This window comes from Ruegeria sp. CE6, from assembly GCF_056537485.1.
Map to the genome: position 1 here is coordinate 1,620,860 of NZ_JBQFRR010000001.1, position 25,510 is coordinate 1,646,369.

Annotated in this window: 27 protein-coding genes; 15 read left to right on the forward strand and 12 right to left on the reverse strand. The window is 57.4% G+C overall.

From position 1 onward, the window contains the following. Window positions 1–11: 11 nt before the first annotated feature. The 5 genes from ACR0DK_RS07720 to ACR0DK_RS07740 form a co-directional block, all read right to left on the reverse strand. On the reverse strand, window positions 12–527 hold the full coding sequence (locus ACR0DK_RS07720) for a DUF3035 domain-containing protein (protein ID WP_170466572.1): 516 nt from the start codon (window positions 525–527) through the stop codon (window positions 12–14). Between the two features lie 50 nt (window positions 528–577). Beyond that, the gene (gene lspA, locus ACR0DK_RS07725) at window positions 578–1,048 is read right to left on the reverse strand and encodes a signal peptidase II (RefSeq protein WP_170566969.1); all 471 of its coding nucleotides are present in this window, start codon (window positions 1,046–1,048) and stop codon (window positions 578–580) included. Beyond that, window positions 1,048–2,637 carry a bifunctional phosphoribosylaminoimidazolecarboxamide formyltransferase/IMP cyclohydrolase gene (gene purH, locus ACR0DK_RS07730; protein ID WP_170394650.1) on the reverse strand — a complete coding sequence of 530 codons (1,590 nt, stop codon included), beginning with the start codon at window positions 2,635–2,637 and terminating at the stop codon, window positions 1,048–1,050. Before purH ends, lspA begins: the two co-directional genes overlap by 1 nt. A 22-nt stretch (window positions 2,638–2,659) precedes the next feature. Next, window positions 2,660–4,399, reverse strand: coding sequence for a heparinase II/III family protein (locus tag ACR0DK_RS07735; RefSeq protein ID WP_480436549.1), 1,740 nt, complete (start codon window positions 4,397–4,399; stop codon window positions 2,660–2,662). An 88-nt stretch (window positions 4,400–4,487) separates the two neighbouring features. Beyond that, window positions 4,488–5,747, reverse strand: coding sequence for an RsmB/NOP family class I SAM-dependent RNA methyltransferase (locus ACR0DK_RS07740; protein ID WP_170426173.1), 1,260 nt, complete (start codon window positions 5,745–5,747; stop codon window positions 4,488–4,490). A gap of 90 nt (window positions 5,748–5,837) precedes the next feature. Here ACR0DK_RS07740 and ACR0DK_RS07745 point away from each other — a divergent pair, with 90 nt between their 5' ends. Next, window positions 5,838–6,020 (forward strand): DUF1674 domain-containing protein, encoded by a 183-nt coding sequence (locus ACR0DK_RS07745; protein ID WP_480735522.1) that lies wholly within the window; start codon window positions 5,838–5,840, stop codon window positions 6,018–6,020. On the opposite strand, the gene ACR0DK_RS07750 is transcribed toward ACR0DK_RS07745, so the two are convergent. Then, complete coding sequence (locus tag ACR0DK_RS07750) at window positions 6,021–6,881, reverse strand: LysR family transcriptional regulator (protein ID WP_480735524.1); 861 nt, start codon at window positions 6,879–6,881, stop codon at window positions 6,021–6,023. Between the two features lie 99 nt (window positions 6,882–6,980). Here ACR0DK_RS07750 and tmpA point away from each other — a divergent pair, with 99 nt between their 5' ends. Next, window positions 6,981–8,117 (forward strand): 2-trimethylaminoethylphosphonate dioxygenase, encoded by a 1,137-nt coding sequence (tmpA, locus tag ACR0DK_RS07755; RefSeq protein ID WP_170733900.1) that lies wholly within the window; start codon window positions 6,981–6,983, stop codon window positions 8,115–8,117. Further along, complete coding sequence (gene tmpB, locus ACR0DK_RS07760; RefSeq protein WP_170733901.1) at window positions 8,114–8,704, forward strand: (R)-1-hydroxy-2-trimethylaminoethylphosphonate oxygenase; 591 nt, start codon at window positions 8,114–8,116, stop codon at window positions 8,702–8,704. The genes tmpA and tmpB overlap by 4 nt, the downstream gene beginning before the upstream one ends. Window positions 8,705–8,776: 72 nt before the next feature. Here the strand turns inward: tmpB and dapB are convergent, their stop codons facing one another. Continuing rightward, the gene (gene dapB, locus ACR0DK_RS07765; RefSeq protein ID WP_480735526.1) at window positions 8,777–9,586 is read right to left on the reverse strand and encodes a 4-hydroxy-tetrahydrodipicolinate reductase; all 810 of its coding nucleotides are present in this window, start codon (window positions 9,584–9,586) and stop codon (window positions 8,777–8,779) included. Window positions 9,587–9,676: 90 nt separating this feature from the next. Between dapB and rbfA the strand changes: the two genes are divergently transcribed. The 3 genes from rbfA to truB are packed head-to-tail and all read left to right on the forward strand — an operon-like array spanning window position 9,677 to window position 11,772. Then, window positions 9,677–10,072 carry a 30S ribosome-binding factor RbfA gene (gene rbfA / locus ACR0DK_RS07770; RefSeq protein WP_170408494.1) on the forward strand — a complete coding sequence of 132 codons (396 nt, stop codon included), beginning with the start codon at window positions 9,677–9,679 and terminating at the stop codon, window positions 10,070–10,072. Continuing rightward, window positions 10,069–10,809, forward strand: a complete 741-nt coding sequence (locus ACR0DK_RS07775; protein WP_480735529.1) for a phosphodiester glycosidase family protein — start codon at window positions 10,069–10,071, stop codon at window positions 10,807–10,809. The genes rbfA and ACR0DK_RS07775 overlap by 4 nt, the downstream gene beginning before the upstream one ends. Window positions 10,810–10,863: 54 nt before the next feature. Beyond that, the gene (gene truB / locus ACR0DK_RS07780) at window positions 10,864–11,772 is read left to right on the forward strand and encodes a tRNA pseudouridine(55) synthase TruB (protein WP_170566955.1); all 909 of its coding nucleotides are present in this window, start codon (window positions 10,864–10,866) and stop codon (window positions 11,770–11,772) included. A gap of 7 nt (window positions 11,773–11,779) precedes the next feature. Here the strand turns inward: truB and ACR0DK_RS07785 are convergent, their stop codons facing one another. Further along, window positions 11,780–13,228, reverse strand: coding sequence for a pyridoxal-dependent decarboxylase (locus ACR0DK_RS07785; RefSeq protein WP_170626774.1), 1,449 nt, complete (start codon window positions 13,226–13,228; stop codon window positions 11,780–11,782). A 106-nt stretch (window positions 13,229–13,334) separates the two neighbouring features. Here ACR0DK_RS07785 and ACR0DK_RS07790 point away from each other — a divergent pair, with 106 nt between their 5' ends. The 3 genes from ACR0DK_RS07790 (at window position 13,335) to rpsO (ending at window position 15,382) form a co-directional block, all read left to right on the forward strand. Then, window positions 13,335–13,838, forward strand: a complete 504-nt coding sequence (locus tag ACR0DK_RS07790; protein ID WP_170513974.1) for a DUF1643 domain-containing protein — start codon at window positions 13,335–13,337, stop codon at window positions 13,836–13,838. 96 nt (window positions 13,839–13,934) lie between these two features. Continuing rightward, complete coding sequence (locus ACR0DK_RS07795) at window positions 13,935–14,969, forward strand: calcium-binding protein (protein ID WP_480735532.1); 1,035 nt, start codon at window positions 13,935–13,937, stop codon at window positions 14,967–14,969. Between the two features lie 143 nt (window positions 14,970–15,112). Continuing rightward, window positions 15,113–15,382 carry a 30S ribosomal protein S15 gene (gene rpsO, locus ACR0DK_RS07800; protein WP_050605082.1) on the forward strand — a complete coding sequence of 90 codons (270 nt, stop codon included), beginning with the start codon at window positions 15,113–15,115 and terminating at the stop codon, window positions 15,380–15,382. 386 nt (window positions 15,383–15,768) lie between these two features. Here rpsO and ACR0DK_RS07805 read toward each other — a convergent pair whose 3' ends face one another. Further along, complete coding sequence (locus tag ACR0DK_RS07805; protein ID WP_170408500.1) at window positions 15,769–17,016, reverse strand: MFS transporter; 1,248 nt, start codon at window positions 17,014–17,016, stop codon at window positions 15,769–15,771. A gap of 449 nt (window positions 17,017–17,465) precedes the next feature. On the opposite strand from ACR0DK_RS07805, the gene ACR0DK_RS07810 reads away from it, so the two are divergent. After that, entirely contained in the window at window positions 17,466–17,675 is a 210-nt protein-coding gene (locus ACR0DK_RS07810; RefSeq protein ID WP_480735535.1) for a hypothetical protein, read from the forward strand. A 116-nt stretch (window positions 17,676–17,791) separates the two neighbouring features. Here the strand turns inward: ACR0DK_RS07810 and ACR0DK_RS07815 are convergent, their stop codons facing one another. Next, window positions 17,792–19,393 (reverse strand): BCCT family transporter, encoded by a 1,602-nt coding sequence (locus ACR0DK_RS07815; protein WP_170513982.1) that lies wholly within the window; start codon window positions 19,391–19,393, stop codon window positions 17,792–17,794. Window positions 19,394–19,661: 268 nt separating this feature from the next. Here ACR0DK_RS07815 and ACR0DK_RS07820 point away from each other — a divergent pair, with 268 nt between their 5' ends. From ACR0DK_RS07820 to pnp, 4 genes are all read left to right on the forward strand, one after another. Further along, window positions 19,662–20,015: a metalloregulator ArsR/SmtB family transcription factor gene (locus ACR0DK_RS07820; RefSeq protein ID WP_170394700.1), complete on the forward strand. Its 354-nt coding sequence runs from the start codon at window positions 19,662–19,664 to the stop codon at window positions 20,013–20,015. Then, on the forward strand, window positions 19,996–20,418 hold the full coding sequence (locus ACR0DK_RS07825; protein ID WP_170394703.1) for an SRPBCC family protein: 423 nt from the start codon (window positions 19,996–19,998) through the stop codon (window positions 20,416–20,418). Before ACR0DK_RS07820 ends, ACR0DK_RS07825 begins: the two co-directional genes overlap by 20 nt. Continuing rightward, entirely contained in the window at window positions 20,415–20,783 is a 369-nt protein-coding gene (locus ACR0DK_RS07830) for a DUF1761 family protein (protein WP_480735538.1), read from the forward strand. Before ACR0DK_RS07825 ends, ACR0DK_RS07830 begins: the two co-directional genes overlap by 4 nt. A 224-nt stretch (window positions 20,784–21,007) precedes the next feature. Continuing rightward, entirely contained in the window at window positions 21,008–23,158 is a 2,151-nt protein-coding gene (gene pnp, locus ACR0DK_RS07835; RefSeq protein ID WP_170394709.1) for a polyribonucleotide nucleotidyltransferase, read from the forward strand. Between the two features lie 292 nt (window positions 23,159–23,450). Here the strand turns inward: pnp and ACR0DK_RS07840 are convergent, their stop codons facing one another. Then, window positions 23,451–23,951 (reverse strand): helix-turn-helix transcriptional regulator, encoded by a 501-nt coding sequence (locus ACR0DK_RS07840; RefSeq protein ID WP_170394711.1) that lies wholly within the window; start codon window positions 23,949–23,951, stop codon window positions 23,451–23,453. 36 nt (window positions 23,952–23,987) lie between these two features. Then, window positions 23,988–24,554, reverse strand: a complete 567-nt coding sequence (locus tag ACR0DK_RS07845) for a hypothetical protein (protein ID WP_170466591.1) — start codon at window positions 24,552–24,554, stop codon at window positions 23,988–23,990. A 250-nt stretch (window positions 24,555–24,804) separates the two neighbouring features. On the opposite strand from ACR0DK_RS07845, the gene ACR0DK_RS07850 reads away from it, so the two are divergent. Next, window positions 24,805–25,434, forward strand: a complete 630-nt coding sequence (locus ACR0DK_RS07850) for a TIGR02466 family protein (protein ID WP_170737211.1) — start codon at window positions 24,805–24,807, stop codon at window positions 25,432–25,434. The last annotated feature ends 76 nt before the right edge of the window (window positions 25,435–25,510 follow it).

Consider the following 25,510-nt stretch of genomic DNA (forward strand, 5'->3'; position numbering starts at 1 on the left):
TTAAGAAGAATTCATTCCAGCGGCGGGGCCGACGGCGTTTCGATCCCACGACGACGCGCCGCTTCATTGGTCGCGTTCGCATCGATTGACTGACGTTCATAGACCTGCGAGTACCGATCAACCGGGAACAGGCGCAGGCGGGTCCAGCGACCGCGATTTTTGCGGAAAGCCGCATCCTCTTCGGCCGTTACCTGACGCGTATTGGCAGGAACGCCATATCTGCTTGAGGCCGTCACAAGCGCCGCATCGCTGGCCGGTATTGCGGTATTCGGGTTCAGCGCTGCCTCACTACCACCCAGCGCCACAACGGCATCCGCTTTGGGGTTAGGATCGGTCAGGTTTGCACCGCCGGGAGTCGGCGCTGGAAGAAAGGCGTAGTCCTTGGGCTGGGTCAGCGGCTTGACGGGCAATACCGAAAATTCATCCGGCCCCGCTCCGGGCGGATCAAGATTGCGCAAACCAATATCGGAACAGCCCGCAACGACAACGGCGAGTGTCAGAACAAGAATGGCGCGTGGCATACGCATCAGTGTCTCCAGCCAGTTTCAGGCGCTTTTATCGCATATCGTCCGGCAGGTCACGAGGGCTTTTTGCCATCGAACAGGACCAATCCCAAAGCTCCCGCAAATATGAACACATCCGCCAGATTGAACACAAAAGGGTTGCTGATCCCGCAGCAGGACATGTTCAAAAAGTCGAGAACATAGCCGTAAAGCACCCGGTCCACGACATTTCCCAGCGCACCGCCGATCAGGAGACCCCCGCAGAATTGTTGAAGCTTCGTAGGAGCGATGCGGCCCAGCCAGATCAGGACGCCCAGGCAGATCGCCACGGAAACCCCGATCAACACCCAGCGGGCGGCCTCACCGTCGCCCTGAAATAGGCCAAAATTGATGCCGCGATTCTCGCCGTATCTGAAAACCAGAAGCGGTGGCAGCACGTCGATATCGCCCTGCGCCACGCGCATTACGTGGACGACCAGATACTTACTGATCTGGTCGATCAAAAACGCCGCCAATCCGGCCCAAAGGATGAACGAACCGCGCATCAGTGACGGAAATGCCGCATGCCGGTGAAGACCATGGCCAGACCGGCCTCATCCGCCGCCGCGATCACTTCATCATCACGCATCGAACCGCCGGGCTGAATAACGCATGTTGCGCCTGCCTCGGCGGCCTCCATAAGCCCATCGGGGAAGGGGAAGAATGCATCAGAAGCTACGGCCGAACCGATGGTCAGCGGCTGGGGCAAGCCCAGCGCATCAGCCATACGCTCGGCTTTCTTTGCCGCGATCAGTGCCGAGTCAACGCGGCTCATCTGCCCCGCGCCGACACCCACGGTCGCGCCGTCTTTGACATAGACGATGGCGTTGGATTTGACATGTTTCGCCACTTTCCACGCGAACAGCAGGTCGCGCATCTGCTCCTCAGATGGCGCTTTTTTGGTGACCACCTTCAAATCATCCATACCAACAAAGCCGTTATCCTTGTCCTGCACCAGCAGGCCACCGGCCACCTGTCGCACAGTTTTACCACCGGCGGTCACATCCGGCAGAGCTTCGGTCGTCAGCAGGCGCAGGTTCTTCTTGGCGGCGAAGATCGCCTTGGCCTCGTCTGACGCCCCCGGAGCGATCACAACCTCGGTGAAAATCCCCGTGATCTCCTGCGCGGTTTCCGCGTCCAGCGGTTGATTCAACGCCACGATACCGCCGAATGCCGACGTCCTGTCGCAGTCGAACGCGGCTTTATAGGCCTCAAGCAACGTCGCACCTTTCGCTACACCACACGGATTGGCATGCTTGATAATCGCACAAGCTGCCCCTTCGGCCGGGTCGAACTCAGCGACCAGCTCAAAGGCGGCATCGGTATCGTTGATGTTGTTATAGCTCAGTTCCTTGCCCTGATGCTGTACCGCCGTCGCCACGCCCGGACGACCCGAGCCATCTACATAGAACGCTGCCGACTGGTGGCTATTCTCGCCATATCGTAAGGTCTGTTTCAGCTCACCGGCAAAGGCGCGGCGTTTGGGCGCCTCAAGCTCCAGCGCATCGGCCATCCAGTTGGACACGGCTGTGTCATAAGCGGCAGTGCGGGCATAGGCCTTTTGCGCCAACCACTGACGGAAGCCCAGAGAAGTCTTACCGTAATTCTCTTCCAGCTGATCCAGCAGCGACGAGTAGTCTTCGACATCCACAACCACGTTTACAAAAGCATGGTTCTTCGATGCGGCACGGATCATGGCTGGGCCGCCGATATCGATGTTCTCGATACACTCATCATAGGCAGCGCCCTTGGCCACGGTCGCTTCAAATGGGTAGAGATTTACCACAAGCAGATCGATTGCGCCGATACCATGTTCGTTCATCGCGGCGACATGGGTGTCATTATCGCGCAGAGCCAGCAGCCCGCCATGGACCATCGGGTGCAGCGTTTTGACCCGGCCATCCATCATCTCAGGGAAGCCGGTGATCTCGCTGACATCTTTCACCTCCAACCCCGCATCGCGTAGCGCCTTCGCGGTACCGCCGGTCGAAAGCAGTTCAACCCCGCGTTCGGCCAACGCCGTTCCCAGCTCGATCAGCCCGGTTTTGTCGGAAACGGAAAGCAACGCGCGGCGCACGGGGTGAAGGTCGGTCATGGGTCCAAAGGTCCTTTTGGCGTCAGTCGAAAACGGGCTCGTCCCGGTGCGTATCCCGCACGGCATAGGCTGTATCCTGAGCCTTGCTGAGCGTCCACCGGATGCGCGTCGCATACTCCATTGCGCGCCCAGATAGAACGATCTGTTTTGTCGCGCGTGGCTTTAATCGGCCTTTTTCAAGGTAAACGCTTGGTTCAACTGACAACTTTCCAACGCCATCATGGCGGAAAACCCATATCTCACCGCTTTTGAGCGCCATCGACACCGCAGCGCCACCCAGATCAAGTGCCGCATCAACGTCAGGATGCAGGTGAAACCGGATGTCAAAGGCTATCCCCTGCAGACCTGCCCCGTCCATCGCGCGATCGAACTGCCGTTTGGCTTTGTCGGTTGCGGTCAGCAGAATATCCTCGCCCACCAGCTCACGCCCGTCAAAGCGCAGTTCAAGCGTGCGGGCATGGGTCAGGCCAAACACTTTGGCGTAGCCGTCATGACCCACCATAAAGCGGGTGCCTTCGAATGCATCCTCGAAATCCACGGGCACATCCTGCGGGCCATCCACCAATGCTTCCTGCGACGACCCATTTGCGCCTTCTGCAAGCCGGGCGCTGGAATACCCTTCGACGCATAGGGTCGAATGCGACGGGGTCGCGCGCCCTGCCCTGCGCCATTCCTGCCCAAAACTGCCGCCTGATCCACAGTTCACGATCAGAGGACGGCGCCCCGAGGTCAGCTCAAACGCAAGCGAGGATGCGTGGGCGTTGAACGACGCAGCACCTTTGGGAGGCGCGCTGGCATCCACCAGAACCGTGGTTCTCGAGGCGGCAAGCCGTGCATAACCCATTGACAGGTCCGAATGCTGCTGCGGCTTGACACCGCTTTGTGCCAGTGCCTGATCCAGCCGCCCTTCAAGCCCACGCCCGCCCCCGTGAAATCTGGCCAGAGATCCATCTGCATGACGCAGATTTCGCAGAGTAGGTGCAATGCGCTTGATCGCCCCGGTCTGAGAGGCAGGCGTGCCTCGGCCAACTTCACCAAGTGCAGCAGAGGTCCAGGCCAGCAGAGTGAAGACCTCCAGCAATTCCTCAGGGTTGCGGGTGAGAATGCCGCCCTCGGCATCGATCTGGCGGTCGCATTCCCGGGCCAGTGCGCGCAATGCGGGATCAGCCAGTTGCTCCAGCCCCTCCAGGGCCAAACCAGCCTGAACCAGCCCTGCGAGCGCTTCGAATCTCGGCAATCCCGGTGTTGCTGCTGTCCAGCGTTTGGAAAGAAACCATGTTTGTTGTGCCAAGGAGCGGAAGAAAGCTCTGCTTTGCGCTCCGTCAGCGCCGCGCAGCAGAAATTGCGCGTGGTTGATCCAGCGCATCACCCGACGCCCGGTCAGATCCGGTGCCCAACCGGGGCCCTTCCCACGCCCATGTGCAGCGATCCAGCCCCAGACCCATCGCTGCGCCTTTTCACGGGCGCGCATATCGCCAACGGCTGCCAGATCATCCAGCCAGATAAAACCGTGACGTTCATCATCGAAATCCGGACTGGGCGCAGCAACATCCCATAGATCGGTGTCATCCGCCTCAACTAGATATCCAGCGAAAAGGAGATTCCCGGCCACCAGTTGTCGCCCGCGTGCAAACGAACCCACGGTGCGCGGCTCAGGCTGGCTGACGAATCCCGAAACCGCCTTCCGCCTTTGGCTCAGGCGCGCGTAAAGGCGGTTCTGAAACCGCATCCAGCGATTGGCCATTGTGTCCGATTCTGACATGACGCTTGCGACTCTGCCCCTTGCGCTCTGCGGGCGCTTGAACACACGATAGACCGGTCCGCGCGTCAAGTCATCGAAAAGCGTCGCCTCAAGCGGATTTGTTCAGACAGGCGATATAGAACCCGTCCATGCCACCCTTGTCCGCCCAGAAATCCGGGCGCAAACGCAAGCCACCTTCTTCTGTAATCCAGTCTGGTTCAACGCCCGCAATCTCAAGCGCCGCACGGTCAATCTGCATATCCGGGTATTGATCCAGCGCCTCTTCGATCTGCACCTCTCCTTCGTCCGGCAACAAGGAACAGGTGCAATATACCAATCGGCCTCCGGGTTTGAGCAGGGTCCAGGCATGGGCCAGCATCCGGGCCTGTAGTTCGATCAATCCCCCGAATTCCGAGCCATCCTTGGCGAAGGGTAAATCAGGATGGCGGCGAATCGTGCCCGTGGCCGAACATGGCGCGTCGAGCAGGATGGCATCATACTGGCCCTGATGGTCCAGCGCATCACCAGCGATCACCTTGGCCTTCAAACCTGTCCGTTTCAGGTTCTCGCGCACCCGCTCCAACCGTGTTTCGGAGATATCCAGCGCCGTGACCTCTGCCGCTACCACAGCCAATTGCAACGTCTTGCCACCGGGCGCGGCGCAAAGGTCCAATACCTTTTCCCCGGCTTTCGGGGCCAGCACGCGCACAGGCAGCGCCGCTGCCGCATCCTGAACCCACCAGTTTCCACGCTTGTAGCCCGGCAAAGCCGACACCTGCCCCGCATCCTGCAAACGGACTGAGCCGGTGGGCAGGGCTTCTCCGCCCGGCGCCTCGGCGCCCGGTTTCAGCGTCACGTCCAGCGGTGCACCATTGAAATGGGCCTGTTCCATACCCTTTACTGCGTCATCGCCCCACGCCATGATCAGAGGATCGCGCAGCCAGTCGGGCAGACGGGGCACGCGCATCTTGGGCCAAGCATCCGGTCCATCGGCGGCAATCTTGCGCAAGACTGCATTCACCAACCCCTTGAGCCGCCCATGCTTGCGCGAGCGTCCCACGATCTCGACCATCGAATTGACCACGCCATGCGCGGCCTCGCCCTGACACAGCTCGACCGTTCCAAGCCGCAGCGCGTTGTGCACAGTCAGCGCGGGCGTCTGCCGCAAGTGATCGGCCAACAGCCGGTCGGCACGCTCAAGCCCGCGTAGGGTTTCAATCGTCAGACGCTGCGCGCGCGCGCGATCCTCGGGTACCAGACGATCCAATGCGCCCGCCGCCAGACATTCAGGTAACAGCCGCCCCTCGCCCAATATCTGATCCAGCAGATAGATTGCACTGCGCCGCGCGGCGGTTGCAGAGTTTGACATGATGCTGAGTGCCTCTCGTGACCTTTGCCGCATTGCCTTGGGCGGACGAGGGCGTATATCAAGGCCCTGAACAGAAAGGAACCCGATGTCATGAGTGACGAGCGCAAAGACCTGCCCCCCGCCGCGCAGCGCGCATTGGCCGAGGCTGAGGAACGTCGCAAAAAGGTCGAAGCGGAAGCCAAGACGCAGCCCAAGGAACTGGGTGGGCGCGACGGTCCTGATCCGGCCCGCTATGGCGATTGGGAGAAAAAGGGCATCGCCATCGACTTCTGATCAGGCCCCGCCCCGCAGCGCTTGCAGAAAGTCGTCTATCAACGCCCTTTGCCGTTTCGACCTTGCCCGATCCTCGGGCCATGTCAGCCAATAGCCATCCTTTGTCCTAAGCTCGGGCATATCCAATCTGTGTAATTGACCATTCTTTAAGCTGCCCGAAGCCAACGGTAGTGAACCCAACGCGATCCCCATGCCCTGACGCGAGGCCGTGATCGCGTGACCTACCGAGTCAAAACTGATCCGGCCAGCCGGTAATTCATCAACCCCCGCGACCTGCGCCCAGTCCTTCCAACCGGGGCGTTCTCCGCGCAAATCAATCAGCGGCGCACCCCACTTGATGCCAGATGCGGCCATCGGTGCCAGAACTTCAGGCGCAATTAGCTTTGCCTTTCGTCCAGGCCAGACACCTCTGCCATAGCGGATCTGCAGCCAGGTACGCTCTTCCTCCAATGAGGCCCGGCGCGCCATGGAATCTGTCATCACACGCACATTGGGCTGCGCCTCAAGGAACTTGGGCAAGGCTGGCAGAACCAGCGCGTGGATATGCGACGAAAGTCCCGCGACCCGAAGCTCGCGCGGGGATTTGCCGAACAGATCCTCGGTATTGCGTTCCAGTGCTTGCAGGCTGTCCTGCACCAATGGCAGATAGCTTTCGCCTTCGATGGTCAGCGACACGCCCCGCGCCTCGCGCAAAAATAATGACCTGCCCAGCCATGCCTCAAGATTTCCGATCCGTTGACTGACTGCCGCCTGCGTCAGACCAAATTCGCGCGCGGCAGCAGAAAAACCACCCAGCCGCCCGGCGGCTTCGAACACACGCAGCCAGTCCAATGGAGGTAGTCCAATCTTCTTCTTATCCATAAGATTTTCCAAGTCTCAGAGGCAATAAGGTTTAATTGTAGTAATGTCACGAAGCGCATATCTCCTCAAGCAAAGCCCGCGCCGAACAGGAGAGACCCCATGCTGCGCTCAGCCACTTTCGACCCATCTGTGGTCACTATCGCGTTTTCCGATGGTACCGAGGCCCGCTTCCACGCCATTTGGCTGCGCGACAATGCGCTGGACCCCGAGACCCGCGCACCCGGAAACGGGCAGCGTCTGATTACAATCGGCGATATCCCCACCGATATCTCGGTCAGTACCGCCGAGATCCAAAATGGCGATCTGAGTGTTACCTTTCAGCCCGAAAACAAATCCGTGATGTTCCCTGCCGATTGGCTGGCCGATCACGTTTATGACCGCGAACAGGCGCAAGACGTTGGCCGCACCGCATCCGGCGTCACCACATGGGAGCGTGGTATCAGCGCCCCCAGCGGTGACTGGGAAAGGGTGCACACCGACCCGGAGGCTAAGCGCAGCTGGCTGGCTGCCGTCGCGGAGTACGGCTTTGCCAAGCTGACAGGTGGCCCGACCGAGCCGGAATCGCTGCTGAAAGTGGCCGATCTGTTCGGCTACGTGCGCCAGACAAATTATGGCCCTTATTTCGAGGTTCGGACCGAGGTGAACCCGACCAACCTCGCCTATACTGGGTTGGGGTTGCAGGCCCATACCGACAACCCTTATCGCGACCCGGTACCGACACTGCAAATCCTCTACTGCCTTGAGAATTCGGCTGAAGGCGGCGATTCCATCGTTGTCGATGGTTTCCGCGCGGCTGAGCGTCTGCGCGATCTGAACCCCGAGGGCTTCGCCTTGCTTGCAGGCTATCCGGCACGGTTCGAGTATAAAGGTTCGGACGGGGTCTGTTTGCGGTCACGTCGCCCGATGATCGAGCTTTCCCCCGATGGCGAGTTGATCGGCATTCGCTTCAACAACCGCTCGTCTGCGCCGTTCGTGGATGTACCCTTTGACAAGATGGAAGCCTACTATGCAGCCTATCGCCAGCTGGGTGAGATCATTGACGATCCCGCTATGGGCGTGTCTTTCAAGCTGGAACCGGGCGAAAGTTTCATCGTCGACAACACACGCGTAATGCATGCACGGCTGGGCTATTCCGGGGCCGGGTCTCGCTGGTTGCAGGGATGCTATGCTGACAAGGATGGGCTGCTTTCGACACTGGCCGCCATGCAGATGACACAACCGGAGGCGGCGGAATGAAACCCGATTTCTCGACCTTAAACCGGGACAATATCGTGGCCTTTATCGGTGACATCTTCGATCGTCGGGGGGGTGAGGAATATCTGGGGGAACCCGTCACCATGGCCCAGCACATGCTGCAGGGTGCCACGATTGCGGAACAGAGCGGACAGTCTGAAGAAATCATCGTCGGTGCGCTGTTGCATGACATTGGCCATTTTACGTCGGAATTCGGCACTTACCATCCGGACGATACCGAAGACCGGCATCATGAAGATGCGGGTGCAGAGGTGTTGGAGCAGTTCTTTCCGTCGGTCATCACCGATTGCTGCCGATACCACGTGGCAGCCAAGCGGTATCTCTGCGCCACCAAGCCGGAGTATTTCAATCGCCTGTCCGCAGCCTCGGTCCATACGCTGGAACTGCAGGGTGGTCCGATGAGTGCCAAGGAGATAGCCGAGTTCGAGGCAAATCCGAACCTGAAAGAAATCATTCAGGTCCGTTATCTGGACGAAGCGGGAAAACGCGCTGATATGGAGACCCCGGATTTCGCCCATTTCGCACCGATGGTACAACGGATGGTCGACCGGCACATTCAGGCAAGCTGAGACAGCTTTCATCTGCCCGATCGATAAAGCCAAGAAAATTCGTCGAATTTTCTTGGCTCTTGATCCTAAAGCCTACAGCCCCAGAACATCCACCATGTCATACTGGCCCGGCGCCTTGCCTTGACCCCACAACGCGGCTTTGAGCGCCCCACGGGCAAAGATCGCACGGTCAGTAGCCAGATGGCGCAACACGATACGCTCACCGGGTGCCGCGAACAGGACATCGTGTTCGCCGACAATGTCTCCGCCACGAATGGCGTGGAAGCCGATGTCGCCGCGTTTGCGCGCACCGGTAATACCGTCGCGGCCCCTATCGGCCACATCCGACAACTTGACACCGCGCCCCTCGGCGGCGGCTTCGCCCAGCATCAAAGCTGTGCCTGAAGGCGCATCGACCTTGTGATGGTGATGCCCCTCGATGACCTCGATATCAAAATCCTCATCCAGTGCCGCAGCGACCTTCTTGGTCAGCTGAACCAACAGATTTACCCCGAGGCTCATATTCCCGGCCCGCACAATCACGGCATGGCGCGCGGCAGGTTCCAAAGCTGCGATCTGTTCATCCGTCATTCCGGTGGTGCCAATCACGTGAACGCACCGCGCTTGTGCTGCCAGCGCGGCAAACTCGAGCGTCGCCTCGGGCGCCGTAAAGTCGATAACAGCCTGCGCCTGCGCAAATGCCTCCAGCGGATCGTCAGTGACGGTAATACCGAGCGCCTGCCCGCCCATTGCCTGACCCACATCCTGACCGATCCAGTCATGACCCTTACGCTCGACCACACCGACCAGACGCGCCTGATCGCTCTCAGACACGGTCTTGATCAGCATCTGCCCCATACGGCCCGAAGCCCCTGTGATAACGATCCCCGGAATATGGGTCATTGCGTTAGTCCTTTCTAAAGTCGGCTCAAAGCCTCCTACCCGGTTCGCGCCCGCTTGGCAAAGCCCCGCTTTGGGCTTAGATCGGGGGGCATGGCAAAGAACAAATTCCACGATGGCCCCGGCCCTTCCCAACGACAGCTGCGTGTCGGCGAACTGATCCGCCGCACCCTGTCCGAAGTTTTGGCGCGCGGAGATGTCCACGACCCCGACTTGAACCGCATGTCGATCACCGTGGGTGAGGTGCGCACCTCGCCCGATCTAAAGATCGCCACCGCCTATGTGCTGCCCTTGGGCGGCAAGGGGCAGGAGGACGTGATCGAACTGCTCGCTCGAAACAAGGGTGAGCTTCGGCGCGCAGTGGGCAAGAAGGTGGGCCTGAAATTCTCACCCGACCTGCGGTTCCGTTTGGACGACACGTTTGATCGACTGGACGACACCCGCCGTATGTTTAATCAGGACGCGGTACGCCGCGATCTGGACGAGTGATCCGTACACTTGTCACGCTGTGTGCTGTCCTTTGGGCCGCGCAAGTCTCTGCAGTCACCTGCGAGAAGCTGACTCATGAGGACAAGCGATATACGGTTTGCGAGGTGGATACCTCGGAAGATTTGCGCCTGTTTCTGAACGATGAAAATGGCGATCTGCTGGGTCATTTCTCTTCGGTGAATGAGGCGTTGGAGCCTCAGGGGAAAAGGCTCGTCTTTGCGATGAATGCGGGCATGTACCATGACGACCGCTCGCCCGTCGGCCACTATGTCGAAGAAGGGGAAGAGCAGATGCGCGTGATACCGAATGCCGGACCCGGCAATTTCGGCCTGCTGCCCAACGGTGTGTTCTGCATCCGTGAAAACCGTGCCGATGTGTTCGAGACTTTGGATTTCGTCGATCAGGCACCGCAGTGCCGCTTTGCGACACAATCGGGCCCCATGCTGGTGATCAACGGAGAGTTACACCCTCGCTTTCTGCCGGAATCAACCTCGCGCTACACCCGAAACGGGGTGGGCACCAGCGCCGATGGCACGCGTGCGGTGTTTGCGATCTCGGACGATTACGTCACTTTCCACGAATTCGGCAGCCTATTCCGCGATGTCTTAAAAACACCGAATGCGCTGTTTCTAGATGGCAACATTTCCCGCATGTATGATCGCGCCAGCAATCGGTCGGATATCGGGTTTTCGCTGGGACCCATCGTGGGTGTCGTCGAGGATGTTCCGGCAAATTGACAGCATCGAAACGATCCGCTAACTCGCGCGCCTCAGCAAGACTCAAGGTGTAGAATGGGACGCAAACGCAAGGGCCGCGACATTTCCGGTTGGCTGGTGGTGGATAAGCCCGCTGGCATGACTTCGACCGCGGTGGTCAACAAGGTGCGTTGGGCGATGGACGCCAAGAAAGCGGGCCATGCGGGCACGCTGGACCCCGAGGCGACCGGCGTTTTGGCCGTTGCGCTGGGTGAGGCAACCAAGACCGTCCCCTACATCACCGATGCGCTGAAGGCCTACACCTTCACCGTGCGGCTGGGGCAGGCCACCAACACCGATGATGCTGAGGGCGAAGTCATCGCTGAGAGCATTGCGCGCCCCTCGGATGAGGATATCAAACAAGCGCTCGGCCCGTTTCTGGGCGATATCAAACAGGTGCCGCCCAAGTTCTCGGCCGTGAAAATCGACGGTCAACGCGCCTATAAGCTGGCCCGCGATGGCGAGGATGTAGAACTGACCGCCCGCCCTCTTTGGGTAGAGGAACTGGTGCTGATCGACCGCCCCGACAAAGACCACGTCGTGCTGGAGATGACCTGTGGCAAAGGTGGCTATGTCCGTTCCATTGCGCGTGATCTGGGTGAGGCGCTCGGCTGCCACGGCCACGTGAAAAAACTGCGCCGCATCTGGTCCGGCCCGTTTGAGGCCGAGGATGGCCTGACCATCGAACAGATCGACGAAATGGCCAAAACCACCGCACTGGATAATTATCTGCATCCGCTGGAAACCGGCTTATCGGACCTACCCGAGCTGAAATGCACCTCTGAAGGAGCCACCCGTCTGCGGAATGGCAATCCGGGCATGGTGCTGGCCTCTGACGTAGAATACGGCGACGAGGCCTGGGCCTCGCTGGATGGCAAGGCCGTGGCCGTAGGAATTTACAAGTCGGGCGAATTGCACCCAAGCCGCGTCTTTGCCGCCAACTGATGACTGTTCAGGCGGCGATACGCAATTTGTGACCCAGTCGAAGTATCTCGGACACCAGTAGATCCAGATCCTGCTTTTGCGTGCGGTGATTGTTGACCGCCACCCGTAGGCAATGCGCCCCCTGAACCGTTGTATCCGATAAAACCGCTGTGCCTTCCTCTTGCAGGCACAACATGATTTCGCTGTTAATCGCACGCAGAGTTTCGGGGCTGAGACCGCCCGGGTCATAGCGGAAACAAACGATGTTTATATTGGTGGGGAACATCAAGGTGAGGTCATCCTCTGCCTCGATCAGCGAAGTCAGATAACGCGCCTTTTCGATATCCTGATCAATGAGCCTGCCGAATTTCTGAACGCCGTGCTCCTTCAAGGACATCCAGACCTTGAGCGCTCGAAACCCACGCGAAGTCTGAATGCCGTAATCGTGCAAAAACGCCGCCCCGGCGACGCCTCGGGATTGCGGTTCCAGGTATTCCGGGGTCAGAGTAAATGTCGCGTGGTGGGCATCATGGCTTCGCACCAATGCGCAACCCACTTCGAAAGGCGCATGTAACCATTTGTGTGGGTCGAGCGCGACGGAATCCGCGCGTTCGATGCCGGACACGCGCCAACTGTTATCATGGGCGATTGCAATTAACGCACCGATACAGCCGTCAACATGAAACCACAGGCCTTCCTCGCGGCAGAAATCGGCAATCGCCGACAAGTCGTCGATGGCGCCTGTGTTCACGGTTCCGGCGGTAGCAATCACACAAGCGGGGTTAAGGCCGTCTGCGCGATCCTGCGCGACCATGCCGGCAAGCGCTTCAAGATCCATCGTCAAATCGTCTTGCGTAGGAACACGCCGCAGCGCCTTGTTGCCCAGACCCAGTGTTTCGAGCGACTTTTGGTGACAACTATGCATCTGATCCGATCCGTAATACCGCATCGGCTTATCCATGGCGGCGATGCCCTCTTCGCGCATGTCGATCCCGGATTTGACGTTGCGGGCCACCGTCAGCCCGATCAAGTTTGCCACGCTGCCGCCGCTGACCAATGTCCCACTGGCCCCTTCCGGCAGACCGATCATCTCGCGTAGCCAGTCGACGACTTGTCGGTCGATCAGGGCTGCCGCATGATTCCCTCCCCCTAGGTTCGATCCCTGAACCGCAGCCAGAAAATCCGCCATCGCGCCAGTGAAATTGCTCGCGCCCATATACCAGCCCCAAAACCGGGGATGAATATTGCCCATTGGATACTGCATGACCTGAGACTGGACATCATCCATCAAATCACCCAACGGCATACCCTGCTGAGGTGCAGGCGTTTCGAACCCGTTGCGTATGGCAGTCGGCATATCTTTCCAAATCGACCTATCACGCACATCACGCGTATGATCCAACGCCATATCCAACATTTCATGTGCTAACTTGCGGGTCTGCTCCCAATCCGCCGGATCCAATGTCTCGAATGTCATGTCTTCCCCCAGAATAAGCCGTTCAAATGAAGGCAGGTATAGCACAAGTTAAGGATCAGGACATCGCCCCTTGTAAACGGGCCTAATTCCAGCCAAACCCGACTGCATGATCACCCGTTCTCATACCAAGGGCGACGCGCCCTCGACTGCCATCTACTCCGATTGCGAAAAATACCGCTATAGCCTGACCCGTATCTGGAACCCGGCGGGCCGCAAGGCGTTGTTTGTGATGCTGAATCCGTCGACGGCGACCGAGGTGCAGAACGACCCCACGGTGGAACGTTGCGAGCGTCGCGCACGCACACTGGGTTTCGGAGCTTTTCAGGTCACCAATATCTTTGCCTGGCGCGACACTGATCCGCGCAAGATGCGAGCATCTGCAGATCCGGTGGGGCCTGAGAATGACGCAGCCATCCTAGACGGCGTGGAATGGGCGGATCAGGTCATCGCCGCCTGGGGCACCCATGGCGCACATCTGGAACGCGGCCCCGCAGTTGAGGACTTGCTGCGCGGCACGGGCCAGCCCTTGTTCCACCTTGGGCTGACCAAGGACGGGCATCCGAAGCATCCTCTCTACATTGCGTACACTCAGCAGCCCGAACCCTGGTGATAAAGGGTTAACCACGCTCTCAGCTTCGCTTTGACCAAGCCATTGTTTGCATGAGATGTTTTACACTCGGAGCCATTGTGCTTGCGGAGGGTAGATATGTTTCTGATCGGATTATTCGGAATGGCCGCCATGGGTGGTGCCGCCTACGCAATCAGCGACGTACTTGTGCCAGAAGACAAAGGCGATGACGAGGAGGAAGACGATCGCATCGAGGAAACGGCCGACGACGACCTGTCGGAAGGCAATTTGCTTGACGCGGACGAGAATGTCGACGAGCCCAGCTCTGCCGAGGAAACCGACTCTGACACTGGTGAGATTGTGTCCGAGTATGAAGGCGATCTGGTCATTGCGGGCGATGAGGATGCGGATGTTGTGACCGGGCAGGAAGGCAACGATCAGATCAACGGATATGGCGGGGACGACTGGATCGACGGCGGCGCTGGCAACGACGTGTTGTATGGCGGTGGTGGCGGGGACGTCCTGTTTGGCAACCTCGGGAATGATGTGCTCCATGGTGAATATGGTGACGACGCGCTGGACGGAATGTCAGGAAATGACGACCTGTATGGTCATTTCGGAACAGATGATCTGAGCGGCGGTGATGGGAATGACCGGCTTTTTGGTGGTCAGGGCGATGACACGTTAAGCGGCGATAACGGCGACGACGCGCTACAAGGCGGAGATGGCGACGACTACCTTGTTGGGGGTGCCGGTGAAGACGCCCTGTTTGGCGGAGATGGTGATGACATCTTGTCCGGAGAAGACGGCCCGGACGAGCCTTCGCGCGACTTCCTAAACGGGGGCTCTGGGGACGACGTCATTCTTGCCGAAGACGGCGATGTGGTCACAGGTGGAGAGGGTGAGGACGAGATCGTTGTGCAGTCCGACCCCGAGCAGGAAGCCACGACAATCATGGATTTCCAGATCGGTCACGACAAGCTTCTGATCACCTGGGACAACCCGGAAGAACCGGAATTGACGATCGAACAGGACAGTGAAAACAACAGCTTGACCCATGTTCGGGTCAATGGTGAAGACGTCGCTCAGCTTTTTGGCGCAGAGGGACTGACTGTTGAAGATATTCAGTTCGTGACCGAAGCCCAGTTGGAGCAGTACGCCTTCACCAGTTGAGCCTGCAGAATCCCTTTGCCATTTGCGGTGAATGCGCCTATACGCGCCCATCCGCATCGGAATCGGTGCGGTTTTCTCCATGGGCCTGTGCTGGACGACATCCCGGCCTGCGCCATCAACTCTAACCTTTAAAGGAGACCCCGATGTCGATTACTGCCGCTGATAAAGCACGCGTCATGAAAGAATTCGCAACCAAGGACGGCGACACTGGTTCGCCTGAAGTCCAGGTTGCTATCCTGACCTCGCGCATCAACACCCTGACCGAGCACTTCAAAACCCACAAGAAAGACAACCACGGTCGTCGTGGTCTGCTGAAGATGGTTGCTCAGCGCCGTAAGCTGCTGGACTATCTGAAGGGCAAAGAAGAAGCACGCTATCAGGACCTGATCAAAAAGCTGGGCATCCGCCGCTAAACGCGTTTTGTTCATGTTGTACAGGCGCTGAGGCCCTGTTCGTACAAATTGTACATCTTGTACGCCCGCCATTTGGTGGGCGTATTTGTTTTGGTCACTGTCTAATCTAGTGAACTGTGCGGCGCGCGAATTTCCCGCCATGTTCATGAGAGACGGCACACACATACCTGCGGCCCAAACCTTACCGCTACGCAAAGAAGCGCAAACTTTTTTAACTTCCTGTGAACCACTTCACTGAACGCGGTCAAAGATTGCGCCATTCTGAGGATGTTAGTGAGTAGGCGCTTCTTTTGTTTCGAGCGTCAGGTTTTTCATAGTCCTCCCTTTTTTACTGGGCGTGCCTGTAGCGGGCGCGCCCATTTTCGTTCGGGACACACTGATGAAACCTACTTGCCTTTGGTATCAAGCGCTTGAACGCCGGGATGGCGAAAGAGTTTCGCCATCGCAATCAATGCCAGTACACCGCAGATGACCGCGAGCACGAAAGGCATCCGCAAATTGATAGCCATGAGGGACCCGCTGAGGGCCGTAATGGTCCCGGAGCCCAACGCGTAGATGGCGACTGTCACACCCATGACCCAACCTTGCTCGGTTGGGCCGACGCTCGCGGAAAACAACGAAAGCATGGTCGGGTACATGATCGCGAACGCGATGGTTATCGGAACAATCAGGACATAGGTCAGATCGGCCATGGGGTTCAGCATGAAGGCCAATATCCCAAGCGCCATCGCTGCAATGGAGACATATAGAATCGGAAACTTTTTATAGCGCTCGTGCAGCGGTGCGGTGAGGTAGGCACTGCCAAAGGCCATGGAGCCTCCGAACACGGCGAGGGCCATGCTGTTTTGAAGCGTACTGAACTTGAACCGGGTCAGCAGATACGTGTCGATGAAGAAGAAAAACGCATTCAGGCACATCAGCGAGAACAACATGACGACCGAAAGCCGCAAAACGACCGGGTGCGAGAAGACTTTCCACAGGTTCAAAACAACATCTAAAAGCCCGAAGTCAATTTTTTGTCTTTTGAAACCGGGTTCGGAGAAGAAGAACAGAATCAGTGCCATGTTGATCAGGATCAGGGCAATGGCGACGTAGAAAGGCAGTTCCAGTGACGCAAATGACCCCATCAGGTTTTGGTCGCTGAGCAATCCTGAAATCAGTGGCCCCCCGAGCAGGCCCAGCGCGGATGCCGCAACAATCATCCCGAGGTTTTTTGATTTCTCCTGATCGTCATGGCTGATGTCGATCAATGCGGCCTGCGCAATGGGTTGGTTGGCCGTCGTAAACCCGGAAATGGCGCGCCCCAAAAGTAACAGCCAATAGCTGGACGTCATGATCGCGGCCACAGTCAGAACATAGCCGATCAGGGCACCGGTAAGGCAGATCATGATGCCTGTTTTACGCCCGATATAGTCCGACAACTTGGCGATAAAGGCCGCCCCGAAAAAGTAGAACAGAAAGAAGACGACAATCAGAATCGTATAGTCGAGCTGGCGGATATTCGTCGCTGTTCCATGTGCGAGGAAAGCCTGGTGTGGATCCAGCAGGATCGTGTTGAAAATCGGCACGATCAGTCCAAAACCCATCACGTCAATGAATACGACCAGCAACAGAGACAATCGTGAAAGGTTCATAACAGCTTCCTCATTACGGTCCCGGAATAATCCAATTTCAAAACGTCGAGGGGGCCGGCCACATCACAAGAAACACGCGCTGCGCCAAGATTTGCCCAGAGTCAGGGTATGGGCTGTTTTGTTTTCTGTCCAATTTGGCGCGGCGACGGGCGGTATCCGGGTGGCTGACCTTGGGTTTCGAATTGTGACGCCGCGTCGCAAAAGCCGGGCCCAAGGTTAGAAGGTTGACGTAAGCGTAAGCAGTGCCGTGATTTTTTTCCAAGCGGTCAAAAAAATGATGCAAACAGCAGATTTCTTCCCCCTTTCTCGGCACCCCATTTTTCTTACATGGACGGTGTCGCTGCGGGTTCACACTCACGGAAGTTGGTCTTTGAGCCCTTCCCTCAAGTGGCTTGGACCTGACCCGCAGCGGCAAGGATTTGATGACCATATGTTGCCGGAGTTGAATGATGCCATTGAAGACAATTCTGAGCCGGGTGTTTGCAACCAAGATGTCTGAGACGTCCAACGCCACAAATGCGCGGTCGATTTTGAATAACCCCTACGACCACAAGAAGGCAATTTCGAAGGTTGAGACAGCGGCGGTTCTTCGCGGGATCCTAGAAGATGAAAAGATGGAATATCCAACCCAAGACAAACGCGAGGATTCGCTGCACTGACCGCCGTTTGGTACGCTCCTGACGACTTCTGCATGGGCACGCGCAACAGGGTCCGCTCCGGACCAAAAACGCCCGCCGAATTGGCGGGCGTTTCGGTTTTCTCAGGATAATCCCAGTTACATCTTGGCCTTTTCTGATTTAAGCGCCAGCCACAGGCAGTAGCACATGATCAGAACCACCAGGGTAAACGGAATTCCAGTCGACACCGCTGCCCCTTGCAAGGCAGAGAGACCTCCGCCCAGCAGCAGTGCGATTGCGACGAGGCCTTCAAGCGTGCACCAGAACACGCGTTGCACAACCGGTGCGTCCATCTTTCCGCCTGCCGTGATCGTGTCGATCACCAGCGAGCCTGAGTCCGACGATGTGACAAAGAACACAACGATCAGGATCAGAGCGATCGGGGCAATGATGCCATAAAGCGGCAGTTCCTTCAGGAACCCGAACAGCGCACCTTCTGGGGCGTAACTGTCGATCACCGTGGCGCGGACACCTTCTGCGCCGCCTGCGTTCAGCATGTCGATGGCTGCGCCGCCAAAGGTCGACATCCACAAGGCACATACCGCAGTGGGTGCCAGCAAGGCGCAGATCACGAACTCACGCACCGTACGACCTTTGGAAATGCGGGCGATGAACATGCCCACGAAAGGTGACCACGCAATCCACCAGGCCCAGTAGAAGGTTGTCCAGCCGTGGAAGTAGCTGGTGTCTTCCCGACCGAACGGATTGGACAGGGCCGGTAGATGGGTCACGTAATCCACCATCACGTTGAAGTACCGTGCAATGGCGGTTCCGACACCGGTAACTACGATGACGAAGATGAACAGTCCTACGGCCATGATCATGTTGATCTCACTCAACCGTTTGACACCTGCATCCATGCCCATCAGGACCGAGCCCAGTGCGATCATCGTAATGCCTATGATCAGCAGGACGGTGACGGTGGGGCTGGGTTCGATGCCAAAGACCTCATATAGCCCGGCGGCCACCTGTTGTGCGCCCAAACCCAATGATGTGGTCAGGCCGAAGAGGGTCGCGAATACTGCCAGAGTATCGATGATGTGGCCCCACCAGCCCCAGACGCGCTCGCCCAGGATCGGATAAAAAGCCGAACGCAGGGTCAATGGTAGCCCGAGATTATAGCTGAAGATTGCAAGCGCCAGACCAACGGCCGCATATACCGCCCAGCCTTCGAGACCCCAATGATGGATCGTGCCGACAATGCCGATATATTCGTTACCCGGCACAGCGATATCGATGCCCAGTGGGCGGGCGTTGCCGTCTTCTGCAAAGTTGTAATAGACCGGCTCCATCACGCCGAAGAACAACAGCCCGATGCCGATCCCGGCCGCGAACATCATCGCGATCCATCCGGCGTAGGAATAGTCGGGTTTGGCGTCCTTGCCGCCGATCCGCACCTTGCCCACAGGCAAGATGATCAGCACCAGACAGAACAGGGTGATTGCGTCAACCGACAGCACCAGAAACCAGTCAAACGTGCTGGTCAGCCATGGCCGGAGCCAGCCAAAGAACGTGGCTGCGGATTCCTGATTTGCCAGCGCGATCAGGACGAACGCAAAGATCAGGATACTAGAGATCAAAAAGACCGGGTTATGGATGTCCAGACCGAAAGGCCGGACATTGTCCTGCCCCAGCTCATATTCGGTCTCAAAGTCATAAATCCGGGGATCCGGATCCAGCATTTTCTTGGTTTGTGCCATGCGTCTGCCCTTCTGTTCGCTACGTGCAAACGCCAAGGTATTCGACCGGCGGACGGAGGTGATATTCGTATTACCTTGGCGCGTTTCCGTCGTTTCGACCGCAGGTATGGTGGTTTCAGCCTATACGGATACTAAATTTTCACCAAATATATTCGATTTCGCGAATAGTTAGGCGGTGGGAGCGACCGAATTAGCTTTCAGAGCTGCAAATATCCTGTTATTCAACCAAATGGTTGACTGAAGCAGAAAAGGCATGTAATTCATCCAAATGGTTGAACGAGAGAATCGCTATGACCTAGGCGCTATATTGAAGGCCGCGTCCGACCCAACCCGCCGCGTGATCCTAACGATGCTCGCGCAGCAAGGCCCCTTGCGGGTGACGGATATTGCGCGGCAATTCGATATGAGCCTCAACTCGGTGTCCAAGCACATCAAGGTGCTCGAGAATGCCGGGCTGGTGCGGCGTCGGACGGAATGGCGCGAGCATCTGATCGAGGTGCAGATGGCCCCCTTGTCAGCCGTGGATGACTGGTTCGCCGGGCTGCGTTCGATCTGGGCGCTTCGGCTGGACGCCTTGGAAACTGCTTTGGAGGACCCAGAAGATGACGGAACTGTCCCTTGAAATAACCCGCGCCATTCCGCACCCGCCGGAAAAGGTTTTTGATGCTTGGCTAGACCCGGAAATGTTGGCCAAGTTCATGCTGCCCGGTCCCAACATGTCAGTGCCCGAAGCTTATTCTGACGCCAAGGTAGGGGGCCGGTTCAAGATCATCATGCGCGCGCCCGAGGCCGGGGACCTTCCGCATGAGGGCGAATACAAGGTGATCGACCGGCCCAATCGGCTGCAATTCACTTGGAACTCTCCATACAGTCAGGACGATTCCACCGTGACGCTAGATTTCACGCCCACCGACAAGGGTACGGAATTGCGCCTGCACCACATCCGCTTCCCTTCGGAAGAAAGCCGCAACAATCACGAAGGTGGCTGGACCCGAATCCTTGAGACGCTGGAGGGTGCGCTGTGATCAACTGGCTCGCCCTTGGCGTGGGTGTGATCGCGGCCTTTCTGCTGGGCTGGCTGGTCTACGGACCCGTCGGCTTTCAGAAACGCTGGGCCGAGGGAACACGGATCGACCCCACCCCGCCCGAATCTCCACCCCTGCCGCAGATGGCGGCCCAGATCGTTTTCCTGATCCTGCTAGCCGCTGTGATCGCGGTGACCGAGACCAACAACAGCCTTGGCGTTGCGGTGCTGGCGATCCTCGCAGTGGCTGCTCAGGCCGCATCGGTCGGGGCATGGTCGCAGAAAAGCGGCTTCGCCATCGCAGTCGACACCGGATATGCGCTGGGCTGCGGCGTGGTGATGATATTGGCGCACGCTATCCTTTGATACATCGGCCCCTGCCCCGCTTGGGCGGGGGTTAGGCAATCCCCTGCCCCCCAAAAACTCCCGACTTTCCAAAGCTTGCAAACTGATGTATGGGCCTGTCATCTGAGACGTTGTGCCCTGACCCCGGCACTCGAATGGAAGATAAAGTGGGGTCGGCGGCAATGGGGCCGCCATGCAAACCGGAGACCCGCAGGGGCGGGAGTGCTCCGTTCTAGGATACGCATATGTTTGATGTAACAAAGAAATCGATTCAGTGGGGCGAAGAGACGCTGACACTGGAAACCGGCAAGGTTGCCCGTCAGGCCGACGGCAGCGTGATTGCCACGCTGGGCGAAACCAGCGTGATGGCAAACGTGACCTTTGCCCGTGCTCAAAAGCCCGGTCAGGATTTTTTCCCGCTGACCGTACACTATCAAGAAAAATACTATGCCGCCGGTAAGGTTCCGGGTGGCTTCTTCAAGCGCGAAGCGCGCCCGACCGAGAAAGAGACGCTGACCGCGCGTCTGATCGACCGTCCGATCCGCCCGCTGTTTGTTGACGGCTTCAAAAACGAAGTTCTGGTGATGTGCACCGTGCTGTCCCACGATCTGGTCAACGACCCCGACATCGTTGCGATGATCGCGGCATCCGCTGCTCTGACCATTTCCGGCGCGCCGTTCATGGGTCCGATCGCCGGTGCCCGCGTTGGTTTCGAGGATGGTGAATACGTTCTGAACCCGACCGTCGACGACATGCAGGACCTGCGCCTGAACCCTGAACAGCGTCTGGACCTGGTTGTTGCCGGTACCAAAGACGCCGTGATGATGGTGGAATCGGAAGCTTACGAACTGTCCGAGGCGGAAATGCTGGGCGCGGTAAACTTCGCGCATGAGCAAATTCAGCCCGTGATCGACCTGATCATCTCGCTGGCCGAAGAAGCCGCGAAAGAGCCGTTCGAATTCGTCGCCCCCGATTACTCGGAGCTGTCCGCCGCTGTTTCGGCTGCCGGTGAAGAGAAGATGCGCGCCGCGTTCGCGATCACCGACAAGCAAGAGCGCACCGCCGCTGTTGCCGCGGCCCGTGAAGCGATCAAGGAAGCGCTGACCGAAGAGCAGCTGGAAGACGGCAACCTCGGCTCCGCAATGAAGAAGCTGGAAGCAGGCATTCTGCGCGGCGACGTCGTCAAAGGCGGCAAGCGTATCGACGGTCGTTCGACCACCGATATCCGTTCGATCGTTGCAGAAACCTCGATGTTGCCGCGGACCCACGGTTCTGCCCTGTTCACCCGTGGTGAGACTCAGGCATTGGCCGTGACCACGCTGGGCACAGGTGACGACGAACAGTTCATCGACGCGCTGCACGGCAACTTCAAATCCAACTTCCTGCTGCACTACAACTTCCCTCCCTACTCGGTGGGTGAAGTTGGCCGCGTGGGTGGTCCGGGCCGTCGTGAGATCGGCCACGGCAAGCTGGCATGGCGTGCCCTGCAGGCGGTTCTGCCTGCGGCGACCGACTTCCCCTACACGATCCGCATCGTGTCGGAGATCACGGAATCCAACGGCTCCAGCTCAATGGCGTCGGTCTGCGGCGGTTCGCTGTCGATGATGGATGCGGGCGTTCCGCTCAAAGCACCGGTTGCCGGTGTGGCCATGGGTCTGATCCTGGAAGATGACGGCGAATACGCCATCCTGTCGGACATTCTGGGTGACGAAGATCACCTGGGCGACATGGACTTCAAGGTTGCGGGTACCGAAAACGGCATCACCTCGCTGCAGATGGACATCAAGGTTGCGGGCATCACGCCTGAGATCATGGAGAAAGCCCTGGCGCAAGCCAAGGACGGCCGGATGCACATTCTGGGTGAGATGGGCAAAGCCCTGTCCGAAACCAACGAATTCTCGGTCCACGCGCCGCGCATCGAGACCATGAACATCCCCACCGACAAGATCCGCGAAGTGATCGGCTCGGGTGGTAAGGTCATCCGCGAGATCGTCGAGGTTTCGGGTGCCAAGGTCGACATCAATGACGACGGCGTCATCAAGATCGCGTCGCCCGACGGTGAATCGATCAAGAAGGCCTATGAGATGATCCACTCGATCGTGGCCGAGCCGGAAGAAGGTCAGATCTACACCGGTAAAGTGGTCAAGATCGTCGACTTCGGTGCCTTCGTGAACTTCTTTGGCAAGCGCGACGGTCTGGTGCACGTGTCCCAGATCGAAAACCGACGCCTGAACCATCCGTCGGATGTTCTGAAAGAAGGTCAGGAAGTAAAGGTCAAGCTGCTGGGCTTTGACGATCGCGGCAAGGTGCGCCTGTCGATGAAAGTTGTCGATCAGGAAACCGGCGAAGAGATCGTTCCCGAGAAGAAAGAAAAGAAAGAGGAAAGCGCAGAGTAATCTGCCTCTTTTGCAAGAACGAAGGCCCCGGTAATCCGCCGGGGCCTTTTTCTTTGGGCGAATGTCGAGTGCCGCAGCGATGCTGTGGAATGTGCCGACCATCTGCTTGCTGGGGTAGGCTTCAATTTTGATGAGGCTACAATTCTGATTGTTGAGTGCATTGCCCTGAAACAGAGCCTCACAACCACTTAAAACGTTGGCTTTACAGGCCCGGGGCATCTACTTGGGCATTCTTTTCTACTCATTGCCGATAAATGAATGAATTTACGACGATATCCGATCGTTTCTTGGTTTATTTCTTTTCTTCGATCAAAAGCTCTTCTATGAGCGCGCCTAACAGTTGCGTCCTCGATTTGACCTTGGCTTTTTTGTAGATTGAATTGTTCTGGGACTTGATTGTTCCCTCGCTGGTCTCGCGCAGTTTAGCTATTTCTGCGAGGGACAGGCCCTTTACGGTGAGAAGTGCAACATCTCGTTCCGCAGCACTAAGGCCCCAACGGTCGAACTGTAGTTCCAGCATTCGAAAAAACTCGCCTTGAGCCTTCCGCAGGTTCTGTTTGACTTCTTGGTGACGTCGCAAAAACAGCCTGTGGCTTTGCCAAATCAAAAGCCCCCCAAGAATAAACCCAAATAGGGTGATGAGAGCCGTGATTTCATGGACCACCCAACTCGCGGAAAAAATGTAGTACCCTGTTATTTCGCCAATCAATTCGATCACAAACGTCAAAGCAGAGATCGCATATACAGCGATCCCCGCTTTGAACATGGCTTCTTTTTTAAACCATTTGTTCAAACCCCAATCTCGCTTGGGCTCAAGTTGGAAGCTGAATTAATCATCGTCGCCTTCGTCATCCCCTTCGCCATCGTCACCTTCACCGTCGCGCTCGCCATCGTCGCCTTCGCTATCGCGTTCGCCGTCATCGCCTTCGCTATCGCGTTCGCCGTCATCGCCTTCGCTGTCGCGCTCGCCATCGTCGCCCTCGCTGTCGCGCTCACCATCGTCGCCTTCGCTGTCGCGTTCACCATCGTCGCCTTCGCTATCGTTTTCCCCATCGCCTTCGTCATCGTCACCTTCGTCATCAAATCCTTCGTCGTCATCTTCGTCGTCATCTTCGTCATCAAAATCTTCGTCGTCATCTTCCTCATCGTCGAACTCATCGTCTCGCTCTGAACGATCCCGAACGATGGTTCCGTCTTTCCCCAGCACCACTTCTCTCTCGATTCCAGGTCCAGTCGCTTCAAAGCGAAGATTCCCAAACAGCGTGTTGGTTATTTCGATTCGTTGGAAACCTTGTTCTGTGAGTTCGTCGATGATGTCTTGCTTGGTGGTTTGCGAAAGCGCCGTGGTGGCCATCAGAACGAAAGTTGATGTCAGACCGATAGTTTTCTTGTTCATGTTCCCATCCTCAAAGGAATTGCCAATTGAACTAAAACATCGGCGCTTTGCGATGGGAATATAACTTAGGTTGGTTAGGCCAGACTTGAACCAAAGAACTATATCCTCAACGGTACTGGGTAATGCGCGCAATGTGCGGGAACGTGGATTTGGAGAGCGCCGAAAAATTTTTCAGGAGCAAATTCCTGAATTTGATCTCGGACCGATCTGAATTTACAGCCATGTAGTTTTTGAAGGTGACACCGAGGATATGCCCGAAGCCAAGAAATTCGAAAAGCTCTTCTCTACTCCAATGATGCGATTTGTGGTGCCTAACAGTGCAGCGCTTAATGCGGCGATTCTGTTTGAGGCCGAAAAGATGCGTGAGGAAGACGAGGGTGCCTCAAAATCCAATCGCGGCGGATGGCACTCAAACGGAAACCTCTTTGATCGCGATACGCCCGCTATTCAGAATTTGCGAGACGCGGCCGAAGATGCGGTGTTTCAAATAACACGAAAGGTCTCAGACAAGGTTGAACCGGATAAACTTCGCCTGAAACTGTTCGGGTGGATAAACGACAATCCTTCCGGCGGGTACAATGCGCCGCATACTCATCCCGGCGCGCATTGGTCTGGAGTGTACTATGTTTCTCAACCCGAGATCGAAGAAGGTTCGTCTGGAATGATTGAGTTTCTCGACCCTCGAAACGAGTTGCCTCACTGGCGCATACTTCAGGCGAGTGCTTTTCGGAACAAAAAGAAGCTGCGCCCGGCAGCCGGCGAAATGATCCTTTTTCCATCCTATCTGACCCATTGGGTCCACCCAAACCAAAGTAAAGAAAGCCGCGTCACGGTTGCCTTCAACGCAACCTTTCGACGTCCAAAATCGGATCCCAGTTAATCGCCTCGAGATACGCAGCTCTGTGGTATCGAACATCAAGGCAATGTTTCGCCTGGTCAGCGCAGTCAGCGCGGCT

Coding starts and splice junctions, on each gene's coding strand:
- ACR0DK_RS07720 (WP_170466572.1), bottom strand. CDS start 527: ATGCGTATGCCACGCGCCATTCTTGTTCTGACACTCGCCGTTGTCGTT.
- lspA (WP_170566969.1), bottom strand. CDS start 1,048: ATGCGCGGTTCGTTCATCCTTTGGGCCGGATTGGCGGCGTTTTTGATC.
- purH (WP_170394650.1), bottom strand. CDS start 2,637: ATGACCGACCTTCACCCCGTGCGCCGCGCGTTGCTTTCCGTTTCCGAC.
- ACR0DK_RS07735 (WP_480436549.1), bottom strand. CDS start 4,399: ATGTCAGAATCGGACACAATGGCCAATCGCTGGATGCGGTTTCAGAAC.
- ACR0DK_RS07740 (WP_170426173.1), bottom strand. CDS start 5,747: ATGTCAAACTCTGCAACCGCCGCGCGGCGCAGTGCAATCTATCTGCTG.
- ACR0DK_RS07745 (WP_480735522.1), top strand. CDS start 5,838: ATGAGTGACGAGCGCAAAGACCTGCCCCCCGCCGCGCAGCGCGCATTG.
- ACR0DK_RS07750 (WP_480735524.1), bottom strand. CDS start 6,881: ATGGATAAGAAGAAGATTGGACTACCTCCATTGGACTGGCTGCGTGTG.
- tmpA (WP_170733900.1), top strand. CDS start 6,981: ATGCTGCGCTCAGCCACTTTCGACCCATCTGTGGTCACTATCGCGTTT.
- tmpB (WP_170733901.1), top strand. CDS start 8,114: ATGAAACCCGATTTCTCGACCTTAAACCGGGACAATATCGTGGCCTTT.
- dapB (WP_480735526.1), bottom strand. CDS start 9,586: ATGACCCATATTCCGGGGATCGTTATCACAGGGGCTTCGGGCCGTATG.
- rbfA (WP_170408494.1), top strand. CDS start 9,677: ATGGCAAAGAACAAATTCCACGATGGCCCCGGCCCTTCCCAACGACAG.
- truB (WP_170566955.1), top strand. CDS start 10,864: ATGGGACGCAAACGCAAGGGCCGCGACATTTCCGGTTGGCTGGTGGTG.
- ACR0DK_RS07785 (WP_170626774.1), bottom strand. CDS start 13,228: ATGACATTCGAGACATTGGATCCGGCGGATTGGGAGCAGACCCGCAAG.
- ACR0DK_RS07790 (WP_170513974.1), top strand. CDS start 13,335: ATGATCACCCGTTCTCATACCAAGGGCGACGCGCCCTCGACTGCCATC.
- ACR0DK_RS07795 (WP_480735532.1), top strand. CDS start 13,935: ATGTTTCTGATCGGATTATTCGGAATGGCCGCCATGGGTGGTGCCGCC.
- rpsO (WP_050605082.1), top strand. CDS start 15,113: ATGTCGATTACTGCCGCTGATAAAGCACGCGTCATGAAAGAATTCGCA.
- ACR0DK_RS07805 (WP_170408500.1), bottom strand. CDS start 17,016: ATGAACCTTTCACGATTGTCTCTGTTGCTGGTCGTATTCATTGACGTG.
- ACR0DK_RS07810 (WP_480735535.1), top strand. CDS start 17,466: ATGCCATTGAAGACAATTCTGAGCCGGGTGTTTGCAACCAAGATGTCT.
- ACR0DK_RS07815 (WP_170513982.1), bottom strand. CDS start 19,393: ATGGCACAAACCAAGAAAATGCTGGATCCGGATCCCCGGATTTATGAC.
- ACR0DK_RS07820 (WP_170394700.1), top strand. CDS start 19,662: ATGGTTGAACGAGAGAATCGCTATGACCTAGGCGCTATATTGAAGGCC.
- ACR0DK_RS07825 (WP_170394703.1), top strand. CDS start 19,996: ATGACGGAACTGTCCCTTGAAATAACCCGCGCCATTCCGCACCCGCCG.
- pnp (WP_170394709.1), top strand. CDS start 21,008: ATGTTTGATGTAACAAAGAAATCGATTCAGTGGGGCGAAGAGACGCTG.
- ACR0DK_RS07845 (WP_170466591.1), bottom strand. CDS start 24,554: ATGAACAAGAAAACTATCGGTCTGACATCAACTTTCGTTCTGATGGCC.
- ACR0DK_RS07850 (WP_170737211.1), top strand. CDS start 24,805: ATGCCCGAAGCCAAGAAATTCGAAAAGCTCTTCTCTACTCCAATGATG.